This window comes from Mangrovibacterium sp., from assembly GCF_041596335.1.
Classification (GTDB): Bacteria; Bacteroidota; Bacteroidia; order Bacteroidales; family Prolixibacteraceae; genus Mangrovibacterium.
The window spans coordinates 1-12,407 of record NZ_JBFHIT010000022.1; the positions used below are offsets into that span (position 1 = coordinate 1).

The 12,407-nt window shown below is 43.4% G+C and carries 7 protein-coding genes; all 7 read right to left on the bottom strand.

Going from position 1 to position 12,407, the window contains the following annotated elements; all coding sequences use genetic code 11:
• Window positions 1-913: 913 nt before the first annotated feature.
• The 7 genes from ABZD21_RS09470 to ABZD21_RS09500 all read right to left on the bottom strand — a co-directional run bounded on the left by ABZD21_RS09470 (window position 914) and on the right by ABZD21_RS09500 (window position 12,407).
• Window positions 914-3,454, bottom strand: a complete 2,541-nt coding sequence (locus tag ABZD21_RS09470) for a hypothetical protein (protein ID WP_372774711.1) — start codon at window positions 3,452-3,454, stop codon at window positions 914-916.
• A 74-nt stretch (window positions 3,455-3,528) separates the two neighbouring features.
• On the bottom strand, window positions 3,529-5,040 hold the full coding sequence (locus ABZD21_RS09475; protein ID WP_372774713.1) for a T9SS type A sorting domain-containing protein: 1,512 nt from the start codon (window positions 5,038-5,040) through the stop codon (window positions 3,529-3,531).
• Window positions 5,041-5,414: 374 nt separating this feature from the next.
• Window positions 5,415-6,926: a sulfatase-like hydrolase/transferase gene (locus ABZD21_RS09480; protein ID WP_372774714.1), complete on the bottom strand. Its 1,512-nt coding sequence runs from the start codon at window positions 6,924-6,926 to the stop codon at window positions 5,415-5,417.
• A 213-nt stretch (window positions 6,927-7,139) separates the two neighbouring features.
• On the bottom strand, window positions 7,140-8,630 hold the full coding sequence (locus ABZD21_RS09485) for a sulfatase (RefSeq protein WP_372774715.1): 1,491 nt from the start codon (window positions 8,628-8,630) through the stop codon (window positions 7,140-7,142).
• Window positions 8,631-8,754: 124 nt separating this feature from the next.
• Window positions 8,755-9,126, bottom strand: coding sequence for a GxxExxY protein (locus ABZD21_RS09490; RefSeq protein ID WP_372774717.1), 372 nt, complete (start codon window positions 9,124-9,126; stop codon window positions 8,755-8,757).
• A gap of 129 nt (window positions 9,127-9,255) precedes the next feature.
• The gene (locus tag ABZD21_RS09495) at window positions 9,256-10,833 is read right to left on the bottom strand and encodes an arylsulfatase (protein WP_372774719.1); all 1,578 of its coding nucleotides are present in this window, start codon (window positions 10,831-10,833) and stop codon (window positions 9,256-9,258) included.
• Window positions 10,834-10,859: 26 nt separating this feature from the next.
• On the bottom strand, window positions 10,860-12,407 hold the full coding sequence (locus ABZD21_RS09500; RefSeq protein WP_372774721.1) for a sulfatase: 1,548 nt from the start codon (window positions 12,405-12,407) through the stop codon (window positions 10,860-10,862).

Here is a 12,407-nt window from a genome sequence, read left to right on the forward strand (position 1 = left end):
AATGCCCACCAATATTTAGGTTGAAAAATAAGGTTTGTTAACAGCGCTTTTCATCTCTTAACAGGGAGAAGCAGTATCTTTGAATCATACAAAAAGCAAAGTAGTTAGTATAGTTTTTTTTCATAGAGATAGGTTTGGTTAAGTTAGAAAAGGATGGATCACCATCCTTTTTTTTGTTTGTAGCCGGCCGAATAGTTTGCGGTTTTACTTCTCCACATTCGATCATTGATTTAGTAGAACGCCCACCAATATTTAGGTTGAAAAATAAGGTTTGTTAACAGCGCTTTTCATCTCTTAACAGGGAGAAGCAGTATCTTTGAATCATACAAAAAAGCAAAGTAGTTAGTATAGTTTTTTTTCATAGAGATAGGTTTGGTTAAGTTAGAAAAGGATGGGTCGCCATCCTTTTTTTTGTTTGTAGCCGGCCGATCAATTTCAACATTTTCTGCTACTCATTTCTATTTGATACACTGTGTTTCAAATCAAACACACATCCGTTTTATAACATTTGTTAACATCCCTTTTCATCTCTTAACTGGTAGATGCCTTATCTTTGTTACAGACATTAAAGCAAAGTAATAAGCATAATTTTTTTCATAGAGATAGGTTTGGTTAAGTTAGAAAAGGGATGGGGCACCATCCTTTTTTTTTGTGCTTATATTTTCCGTTTGTAGTATTTCCGGATGTCGGTAACCTTCAGTAATCCATCTTTTAAGTATTGATTTTATGGATTCGGTTGAAGAAAAAAAGTCAACCCGATACGATCCAATTGCGTTGTAGGAACAAAATCGGTGTCGTAGCTTCTAATCTCGTTCAAATACTGAATTGCTCCGTATACTGCTGATCGGTTTTATGCGATTTGTGCAGTGGTTGAGGTACTCTAGGTGAGTGTTCAACAATTTTCAGGAAGCAATCATTTTCTGTTGAGGTACTCGTATTTATACAGTCTGAAATCACCGCTCTTTTGAATCTTAAACATGGCTGTCCCCTTGTTGTCGGTTTTTATAATAAACGTATTTCCTGTAAGTAGATTCGTGATTTTTAGTCTTTTCTTTTCAAGAAAGAGAAGCTGTATTGATTGGCTGTTTTCGTTGTTGTTTCGTTCGCGGAAAAGCGTAAGATAGCCTACTCTTTTTTGCGGATGAACAGCTTGGAAGCCCGACCATGATTTGTTGTCGGGTTCATTTCCGATGGGATAGATGAAGCACTCGTAAAGCTCGTTTCGAAAGGTTTTATAGGCTGCCAAAATGGATTTGATCTGAAGAACAGCATCTGCCGATAAAAACTGGGTTTCCTGAAAGAAAAGCGGTGTCGACATTAAAGGGATGGCCGTTGCGTAGGCCTGCGAATGTTGCCAGGCGTCGCTCAAGGTTTTGTCAGTCATGGCTACATTTTGTACCGATCCCTGAAATTTATTCAAATTCGCGTATTTCGAAAGGTGCCACAGGTCGCGTAAAACCAGGTGTGGCACATAAACGACATTGGTCGGCACATCGGTCTTTCGGTTTTCGAGGAATACCGAGCCATACTCGCGTGCCCAGAAATAGCCATAGCGGGGAGCGTTTTCGGTAACGTCCCAGTTGACGCGTACTTTGTGCTCGGTAGCTTGAATGAAGTTTCGGATTTTGCCAATGATTTCATCAATTCTGTCGTGTGTTGAAAGGTTTGCGAAGTCGAGTTTGTAAGTCACAAAACCACCATGCTTATAGTTGTATATCAGTGCTTCGGGAGTAATTGGCATGGCGGCTCCCCACAATCCTAGTTTTATGTTTTTTGCTTTGGCGCGTTCCACCACATTTCCCCAGCCGGTTGGGTACCATTCGGTAGAAGGTAACCAGTTTGTATCTTGCCAGCCATCGTCGATTTGCTGGATGTCGATGCCAAGGTTTGCCTGGCAGTCGATTTCCCGGAGCACGTTTTCTTCTTTAGCCGCCAGTCGGTTTCGGCTCGATCCCCAGGTATTAGCCATGGTGTAAATGTCGAGTTCCGGATTTACAGGATAGCGCAACCGGTCGAACGCTTTGATCGCCGCACGTCCGTCATTCTGATTGCCGGAGTAGAGAACAGTCCAGGACGACCAGTACCATTTGTATTCGTCGGGTGACAAATCTTTGGGATACAAGCTGGTCCCCCGGTTTTCGATTCCATCAGCAGAAACTAGAAAATCACCTGTTTCAACGCCGCGCTGGTTAACACATTTATGCGATTCTTTAACCAATGCCAGTCCCTCGTTTTGGTCGGAAACCATCAGTATGCTGGCCCAGTTTATTTTTTCAGTTTTGGCGATCGATCCCGTTATTTCTTCCTCTTTCAGAAGGGGTGTTTCAGGGGTGTTTCGATGCTGTGTATCGTTGTAATATCCGGCATACACGCGTTTGAACTCCGTTGCGTCAATCGGAAGAAAGTCGCAACGACCATAAACGGCCAGTGCTGCCTCGTCGGGTTCGTTTCCACAATCGGAGTAGGCTGCAAGTATCCATGGCTCTTTTTTCGCATTTTTCAATTGTTCTATTCGGTTTTCATCGCCTTCAAACGTTAAATCCGATGCTAATGCATCTGTTTTTTCATTGATCCACAATTCACCAATTATCGTCTCTGTGTTGTTTGCCGATTCAATTCGTACACGCATCGATCCATCCATGAGTACTTTTGCCGGAATATCGAGAACTATTTCCTTGGGGAATTCCTTTTTGTTGCGATAATCGGGAAGGGGAGTGGGGGCGAGAATTTCTTCCGTAGTTTCGCCATCAACGCTCGTCAGAATAATTTTTTGGATGCGATCTTTACCTTCAAAATCCCACCAGCTTAATCCCAATTGGTACAATTTGTTCTTGTTCAGTCCAAAAACCTGGTATTCTATTTCTTTTGGAGATACGACCCAAGCCGATTGCCATATTTTTCCGACTCCGGCAGCGGCATAGCTGTGTACTTTTTTGCCTGAATTTAGTTGAAAGCGGATCCCTTCATTGTTTTCAATTGGGATATCGCCAAGCATCGAATCGGTAGCTTTCCCTTTAATCCAGACCTGAGTGCGCAAACCGGGCGCATTGGGATATGCCCAGATGTGGTATTTAATGCGTGTTTGTGTGGCAGGATAGTCAAATTCGGCAACTGTTTCGAGATATTCCGATGTGAATCCTTCGTCGTTCCCGAGCTGCGATGAGACCTGAATAAGCTTACATTCTGAGCTGTCGGCAAGCAATCCCTCGTAGTTCCAGTCGCATTTTATGGCTGGGCTATTTACCCATTGTTTGCCGGTTTCAAGGTTTTTCAAATCTGTTGTAACCAATCCGGAGGAAGTAACTTTCCATGTTCGTTCAACTTTGCCGGTTGAAACAACCAGTTTGTTGTTGGAAAAAGAAACGGTAGCCGATCCAAGTTTCTCCTGAATTACCTGTTGTGAAAATACAAAGCTGGGCAATGTAACGAATAATAAAAGTAGTGTCGTTTTCATTTTACGGAGTCGGTTCGGTTTAAATCAGTTTCTTCTTTTTCCAATGATTGCCATTAATTAGTTATCTCTGGCTATTATGCTTTTATGAACTTCAGTATTTTACCGTCGGTCGTTTTAAGAATATAGATTCCTGTATTTAGGTTCGCAACATTTAACTGAGTTGTTTCCCCTTCCAATATTTTTTCGCCATTCAGATTATAAACCGCATAGGTTGAGCCTGCTTGAAGACCAAAAATCGATAAAATGTCGGAAACAGGATTGGGGAAAACGAAAATGGTTGAAGTTGACGATACCGAAGTTGTGCCGGTTACCGTACCTAAATTGAATGTAAACGAAGTGATTGAACGAGCAGGTAAATTCAATTCAAATTTTGTGTCGCTAATCAGATTCGCCGAGCCCGAGTTCCCAATAGTTGCTGATTCGTCTGTCCATTGTTTGAACGCGACAGTTCCATTAATGGTTCCCGAGTTCAGGTTGAAACCATAATTTGGATAGTCAAGCGTTTCGCTCATGTTGATGGCATAAACCGTAATTTGATCTCCTTTTCGGAACGCACGGGTCTGTAATTTTCCGAGTGTGGAGATGTCGCGTCCGTCAATGTCGTCCATGTCGATCGGTTGTGAATCCAGAAGAGGAACTGTGGCATTCCGCATCATGTAACCACGATGTGAGGTTAACTCATAGTTCCACCACATCACGCCACTCATTCCTAAATCAGTCTGATCCCAAAGGGCACACATGGCTTGCTCGGCAATCGCCAGCTGGTCTTGTTCAGACTTGTTATCCCAGTGAGGTTCGGTAGACCAAAACGGTTTGTCGCCGGCGTAGCTCAGGTCGGTAATCAACTTCGATTTTGGTCGGTACTGTGGGTAATAGTGAGTGCCATACAGATCAATTCTGTCGAGCCAATCGTTTTCGCTTAACGTCTTCATCCAGTCGTTTTTGTTGGGGCCATAATCTTCGTGTCCAATAATGAGCGGCATGGTGAACTGATCGGATACCGAAAATGCTTTCAGAAAGTCGACCGTTTCTTTATGTTTTTGTGGCGTCATATTTCCTTCATTGTAGACGCGTTCATTGTCGATTCCCAGTACATCAATTTCGATTCCTTTTGAATTCATGTACCTAATGAAATCGGCCAACAAAGTGGCGTATTGTTCAGGGATGATTCCATCCTCATCTTTCACCCAGTCGGGGAATGAGTCTTGTCCTTCGAGTTTTTTGCTGGCGAATATTGTTAATCCGGAGGTGCCTCGTGTTGTTTTTGCCAGATTGATGGATGAGATGAGGCCGGTATATTCCGACTCCACAACCACACCTGCCGAGGGGTGAGCCGGTTTCGAGTTGTTTCCGTAGATTGAAATCCGAACACCGTTCATGCCATCGGTAACAAACAAATCGTTGGCTTTCGATTCGCTATTGACAGCTCCGGCCCATTGTTTCAGATCGTAAAAAAAAGCATCAATGAGGGTTCCTTTTTCTTCAGGATAGATTATTGCGTCGCCCCCGGTTTGAGCCCGGATTTGGTTTGAAAACAGAGCAAGAAGAAGAAACAGGAAACAAAGATTAGTTGGAATTGATTTCATTTTGAAAACGAAAGTTGGTTAGTTTCCTGCAAGTTTAGAGAAATTGCCGCCAGACTTCTGTGAGAAATTAGTCAATCGATCGGAGATATCGTTCAAAAACAGGTCTAACTATAATCGGAGCACGAATGATTAGATGATTCGACTGAAATTTTAGAGTCAGTTCATTTCAGTAAGACTTCAGGCGAAGCCTAACTAAAATAGAACTGACTCTTGTATGCGCTATTCAAAAAGCTGCACGTCAATGTTGGGGCGTTTTCCCCTGCTGCGAACCATTGGATATGAAGCTGTAGTCGAAAACACCGATATCTCAGGCTAAAGTTTCTTCTTGTTGACGATGTTTTTGTCGACTACCAGTGGGTTTTTACGCTGCGAGATTAATGTTGTGTCCGTTTCACGTTACTCAGATCAACACCTTTAAAATACCGCTCTAAAATATACTCCGGCTGTTTGTCATCTGGTCTTTGTTTAAGCTTCGTATAGTCGTATTCAAGCGGAAGTACTGTTTTCGGATTCATTGTCGCCGTGTCATCTGTGAGGGTTTGCCATTCGTTCATCATTGCCGCTAGTTCGCTTATTTTGGCTTTGTTTTCGGGAAGTTCAGCCAGATTGTTAATCTCTAAAGGATCTGTTTTTAGGTTGAATAACTGCGTGTAATTACGCTGAGGGTAGCGAATTAATTTCCATTCGGGAGTTCGAACAGCTCGTACTGTGTTTCGGTAAACCGTATAGATTGAACTCCTGACTTCGTTCTTTTTCCCTCTGATGACAGGAGCAAGGTCTTTCCCATCAACGTTTTCCGGTTGGGGTAATTCGCACAGATCTGTCAAGGTAGGAAAGAGGTCGTAAAGGTAAACCAAGGCATCGCGCACTTCATTTTTAGGAAGGTTCGGGCCAGTAATAATGAGTGGCACCTTCATGCTGTGTTCATATAAGTCTTGCTTGCCTACAAGTCCATGACTACCAATAGCTAATCCATTGTCGGCGGCATAAACGATAATGGTATTTTCGAATAAGCCTTTTGTTTTCAATGTTTCAATGATGTCGCCAATACGGCTGTCCAAATGGCTGATCAGAGCGTAGTAGTCGGATAGTGATTTCTGAATCATTTCCGGAGTTCGGGGCCAGGGAACCAGCGTTTCGTCCCGAACATTCATATTGTCGAAAGCAAACGGATGCAGCGCTTTAAAGTTGCCGGGAAGTGGGATTGAGCCATCGGGATACATGCCAATGTAATCTTCGCGGGGCGACCGGGGATCGTGTGGAGCGGTAAACGCCACATAGCAGAAGAAGGGCTTTTCGCGTGTTCCGCTCGCGTAATCGGTGAGATAGTTTATCGTCGCGTCAACAAATAAATCGGTTGAGTACCCATTTTTTACAGGTTCGGATAGTTTCCGATCCGGGCCCAAGGTTCGACACGGCACATTGTAGTGATCGGCCATACCGCCAATAAACACGTTGTCGCCCTTCTGAAAACTTGCTTCAAACGCTTCGGCTTCGTTGTGCCACTTGCCAGTGCCAAAAGTTTCGTAGCCGTTATCGGCAAAATGCATCGGCATCGTGTGAATTCCGTTTAGTTTATCGTAAACATGGAACAGGCTCTTTCCGCTCATGAGCATAGCACGGCTTGGCGCGCAAATAGCTCCATGATGGCCACCCATGACATAACTGTTTGTAAAGCGAACACCATTTTTGGCGATCTGGTCGATGTTGGGTGTCTGAATATACGTATTACCCGAGCAGCCAAGTGCATCGGCCCGTTGATCATCGGCAAAAAGAAACAGGATGTTGACTTTGTTTTTTTCTTTTGCAGCTGCTTTTGCTGTATTGAAATTTGCGACTGTTCCTGCAAGCAGGAGAGCAGACAATGGGAAAATTGAATAGTTCATTTCAACTATGTTTGGATTATTGGTTACTAATTAAATTAATCGGTTCATTTGCAGCACCCGGCATTAATGTTTTGCGCAAAGGTCGGTGGTTTGTTCTCCGGTTGTTGTGCGACCTGGTTTTTGTTGGTATCATAAATACTTGCCAATAGAATTATGCCCCAGTGTTCAAAGCCTGACTTTTATGGCTCGTTTCAACAAGCAATTTTAGTCATTTTAATACTTCAAAATTGAAGCTGGTGGCAATGGAACTTTGTTTTCTCGGCGCCAGGTTGTAAGTTCATCCAATAAACTTTTTGCAACTGTTTTATTCACTTCCGCAAGGTTTTTACTTTCTTTCAGGTCATCTTCGAGCTTGTACAATTCTACTTTTCCATCATTCAGAAACTGGATCAGCTTCCATTTTCCTTTGCGGATAATGGAGCAGGGTGGGTCTATGTAAGTGCTGGCGATGTGCCAGAATAAAGGTCGCTCCTTCATTGTTTTTCCTTTCAATAAGGGCATTAAGCTGTTGCCATCTAATGTTCCGGTGTAATCCCGAATATCTGCCAGTTCCAAAAAGGTAGGAAAATAATCCATTCCGCTAATGGGAACGTTTGTGATACCTGCCTTCACTTTTTCGGGCCAATTGATAAATGCCGGAACCCGAATCCCTCCTTCGTAAACACTTCCTTTAGCACCACGCAAAGCATTCGAATGGCTTGTTAACCCGTTGAATCCATTGTCAGAAGTGAATATTACAATCGTATTTTTATGTAATCCTGCCTGATCCAGATAATCAAAAATACGTTTTACATTTTCATCAATGGAGGCGATCATAGTGGCGTATCCGGCAATCTCTTCACGGTTCTTTTGTCCTCCCTGCCCGGTGATCGAATCAGGAGCTTTCGCCATAAATTTCTGATACCCTTCTTTACTCCTTGGAACTATTGGACGATGTGGCGCATAAAAATGAAGGTTCACAAAAAAAGGTTCTTCTTTATTACGTTGAATAAAATCGATCGCTTCGTCTGTTAGTCTGTCAGTCAGCCACTCATCATCTGGCTTGTCGTCGATAAATGGATTCTTAAAAGGAGCTTTGTAACCGCCACTTTCCGATTTGTAGCCTTCCGGATAACCGCGGGCCGGATCGCCCCACCAGGTTCCACCTACGTTTTCGTGAAACCCACGACCTTCGGGATAATACTGCCGGTATTCCTGTTGGTGTTTTTCAACCCAACTGAAATCACCATTGTCAGGCTGAGTCAGTTTTTGTTTGAAGGGATACTCTTTCTCCCGATCCGGGTTTGGCCCAACAATGTGCCATTTTCCCAGGTGGATCAATTTATACCCAGCTTCATTCAAAGGCTCGGCATACACCGGGTGTTCATGCCCGACGGTCCAGCGAGAGAAAATATTGCTTTGATCATCGCCTTTTTCCAACACAGGAACCGTATAGACGCCCGTGCGGAAGGACTGACGCCCGGTAAGTAATGCGGTTCTGGATGGCGAACAGGTTGGATACATATAAGCATTTGTAAAAACAAGGCTTTCGTTCGCCAGCTTGTCCAGATTTGGCGTTTCGAACCATTTACTTCCCATAAAGCCAACATCCTGCCATCCCAAATCGTCAGCCATGATAAAAATGATGTTTGGTTTTTTGGATTGTGAAAAAGAGAGTGATACACTAAAACAAAAATAGAATAGGGTTATTATCTTGTTTTTCATTCGTTTATATTTTGTTTTTTTTGTGAATCTCTGTGCTTTCTTTGTGACCCTTTGTGAAACAGCTATGACACAAAGTTGCACAAAGAAGTCACAAAGTTGCACAAAGCCAATAGGTTACTTCAGATTAATTTATAACTCTTTTAATTCCATTCTTCAATATTGCAACTTGAAAATTAAGTAATATACCCAATTTATAATTGCCTAGTTTCAAATATGTAAGAACCTGTGCAAAGTGAACTTCATTAAGAAGATCAACAGTTTTAATTTCAATAACGACTTTATCTTCAACCAATAAATCAATTCTATATCCATGATCCAATTTCACTTCTTTGTAAACAATTGGCATTGGAACTTCCTTCTTTACTTTTAACCCAGAATTTCTCAACTCATAAAGCAAACATTCCTGATAGGCTGATTCTAATAATCCAGGTCCCAATTGTTTGTGCACTTCAATCGCACATCCAATGATAATATTTGACAATTCGTTTTCAGTCATTTTGTTATTTCTTAGTGAATCTCTGTGTTTCCTTTGTGCCCCTTTGTGAAACAGCTATGACACAAAGTTGCACAAAGTAGTCTCAAAGCTGCACAAAGCCAATATGATAAACGGTATTAAATACTGCTTTTATTCTTTTATAGGTATATATGTTTTCAAAATCGCATCCATCTCCTTAACAATTTCAGGGTATTCGTTATAAAGATTCGTGCTCTGGTTTACATCCTTCTCCAGATCGTAAAGCTGTGCCGGAGGAGCGTCTTCTTTGATCTTACCATTTTCGATATCGCTGTTTTTCCCGCCCACAAAGGCGACAGCCGGAGCGCCGCCCCAGGCATGATGTTCCGGTTTCGATCCAGAAAAACCGCCACTTCCCTGTGCTGGAATATAGATCCATTTTCCTTTACGAAGAGATAGGTTTTGTTTTTTAGAAGGAGCTAAAATCAATTCATCTCGAATTGGCTTTTTCGGGTTGCCCACCAAGGCAGGCATCATATTTTTACTGTCGCTGTTATCAAGCGTTTTAGGATCTTGTCCGGTAAGAGCCATAAAGGTAGCCAGCATATCCACATTGCAAATCAATTGGGCTGATTTACTTCCGGCTTCAATTTTCCCCGGCCACTTCGCAATAAAAGGTATCCGGTGTCCGCCTTCCCACACGCCAAATTTAAAGCCAAGCAAATCGCCATTTATTTTGTGCCCGGCCTTCACTGCATTCCGACCACCCAGATTCAACATCGCCCCGTTATCGCTTGTGAAGATCACCAGGGTATTTTCACTTAATCCATGCTTCTCCAGCGTTTCAGTAACTTGTCCCACCATCCAATCCAGTTCCTGAATAAAATCGCCGTAAAGTTCAGCGTCGCTACTTCCCTGAAAATTTGTCCCCGGTGTAAAGGGATGATGAATATGGGTTGTAGCCAAATAAAGAAAGAACGGATTTTGCTTATTGTCTGAAATCCAGTCAACTGCTTTTCCCGCCAACATGGTTCCTACAGTATAATCGTTGTATTGCTTGTGCGCTTCAACTGCACCTTTAAACATATTTGGCGTACGCTGCGAAGCCTCGGGCGGAATTGGAGTAATCGGTGTCGCATCTTCATGTGCTCCTCTTCCAAGATAGACCAGCGGATCCGATGGATCTCCACCAACCACACGGTCGTTTTCCACATAAACATAAGGCGGAGCGCTGTTTACAACGGGTACACCAAAGTAGTAATCGAAACCGAGATCCTGAGGGCCGGGGCGTAAGGGTTCCTGCCAGTTGTTTTCTCCTACTCCAAATCCCAGATGCCACTTGCCAAGCGCAGCCGTTTTGTAGTCACTGGTTTTGAATACATCGGCAATCGTCAACCTATCCGGTTCAATAAGGAGAGGCGAGGTGACCGGAGCAGGCCCCCATATTCCGGCGCCATTATTGGCACGCAAAGGGTATTGTCCGGTAAGCAAGGCATAGCGCGAGGGCGTACAAACAGCCGAGGCCGAATGAGCGTCGGTGAACATGCGTCCTTCGCTTGCCAGTTTGTCGATATTTGGCGTTTTAACTTTTGTTGCTCCATAGCACCCTATATCGCCATAGCCCAGATCATCGACAAAAATGAGGACTACGTTGGGTTTATCTTGTGCAACTAGTTTTAATGTGCTGCAACAAAGTAGGAGAAGAAAGACGACAGTTATACTAATTTTTGAAGATTGATTCTGTTTCATATTCATGCGTTTTGGTTTTTATAGGGTTAGTTTTTTTCCTGAATGTTTTCATTCGCGGCTTTTTCAAACATCAGATCCTTGCCATCCGGGGTAATCATTCCCTGCTGCATTCGGGCTTCTCTCGCTGTTTTTATCGGATCAAGTATGGTATTCAGTTCAGCTTCAAACTTCTTTATTATTTCTGAATAAGATGGATCAAGCGCCAGGTCATTGAGTTCCTTTGGATCAGTTTCCATATCATACAAGCTGGGTCTGTCGCGCTCGTAATAAGTATATTTATACTTCTTGTTTGCCAGCATATACCAGGCACCCGGAAACCCAACGCCATGCCATTCGGAGAATACGGTGCGATCGGCGGCGACCTCTTTCCCCTGCAAAACAGGCAGCAGACTTTTGCCCGGCATTTCCGGATCGCGGTATTCAATCCCGGCCATATCTATGATCGTCGGATACATATCAACCAGCGCGACAGGCGTATCGACTTTTGCTCCGTGTTTTACATCCGGACCGGTGATGACCAGTGGAACAGCCACAGAACCTTCCATTGAAGTATGTTTGTTCCCGATTAACCCATGTTCGCCCAGATTATCGCCATGGTCGGAAGTGAAAATGATGTAGGTATTGTCGTACATGCCGTTTCTTTTAAGTTCGGCAATTAGTTCGCCAACCATATCGTCAACAAAAGTTACCATGCCGTAATAGGCCCGAATCGCATTCTTAAGGTCTTTTTCATCCGGAGCCACATCCAGTCCGTCCCATTTTTGAAAATGCTGCAAGGCAGGATGCATATTCGTGTTCGGGAATTTGGCGGCGTGAGGCATCGGAATTTCAACATTGGCATATAGGTCGTAATATTTCTGCGGAAGGGTAAAAGGCCAGTGCGGCATAAGTAAGCCAACATGTAACATCCAAGGTTTCTGGTCGTTTTTTCTTTCTTTCAGAAATTTTAAGGCATGGTTAACCGTTGGACGATCAACAGCGTATTGCCCAAAATTTTTCGGACCGCTTTCATAAGGATCAGCCTTATAGTCACTAATTTCAAATGTGTTTACTTTCAGATGCCCTTTTGCCAGGCGATACTTGTCAGGCAGAAACCGTGAGTCGGTTCCGGTAACCTTTGCTTCAGGTCGCTTCGCAGAATTCCACTCCTCTGTAAAGCCCAAGTTACCGTACAATCCCGGCGAATCCATCTTGCCAAAGTGTGCCGTGTAATATCCACTTTCGGTCACACGTGTTGCCCATGTAATCTCATCCTTCGGCCATGCTTTGCCATTGTACCAGTTTTTAATCTGAAAAACATGTTTCCCAAACATATACGCAGCGCGGCTTGGTCCACAAACCGGAGATGAAACATAGGTTCGTGTGAAGTGCATTCCTGAGGTTGCCAAGGCATCGAGGTTTGGAGTTTTTACAACCGGATTTCCCCGAAACCCGCAAATCGCCGGATGCTGTTCATCGGTGCAAATAAACAGGATGTTTGGCTTTTCCTGTGCTGTTAGTTTTAAGAAATTGAAACACCAAAAAACCAGAAAAAGGAAACTCAATCCAGATCTTTTCCACTTTAATTTGTTCAT

Excerpts from the sequence above, each read along its gene's own strand:
- ABZD21_RS09470 (WP_372774711.1), bottom strand. The coding sequence starts at position 3,454 with ATGAAAACGACACTACTTTTATTATTCGTTACATTGCCCAGCTTTGTA.
- ABZD21_RS09495 (WP_372774719.1), bottom strand. The coding sequence starts at position 10,833 with ATGAAACAGAATCAATCTTCAAAAATTAGTATAACTGTCGTCTTTCTT.
- ABZD21_RS09490 (WP_372774717.1), bottom strand. The coding sequence starts at position 9,126 with ATGACTGAAAACGAATTGTCAAATATTATCATTGGATGTGCGATTGAA.
- ABZD21_RS09485 (WP_372774715.1), bottom strand. The coding sequence starts at position 8,630 with ATGAAAAACAAGATAATAACCCTATTCTATTTTTGTTTTAGTGTATCA.
- ABZD21_RS09480 (WP_372774714.1), bottom strand. The coding sequence starts at position 6,926 with ATGAACTATTCAATTTTCCCATTGTCTGCTCTCCTGCTTGCAGGAACA.
- ABZD21_RS09475 (WP_372774713.1), bottom strand. The coding sequence starts at position 5,040 with ATGAAATCAATTCCAACTAATCTTTGTTTCCTGTTTCTTCTTCTTGCT.
- ABZD21_RS09500 (WP_372774721.1), bottom strand. The coding sequence starts at position 12,407 with ATGAACAAATTAAAGTGGAAAAGATCTGGATTGAGTTTCCTTTTTCTG.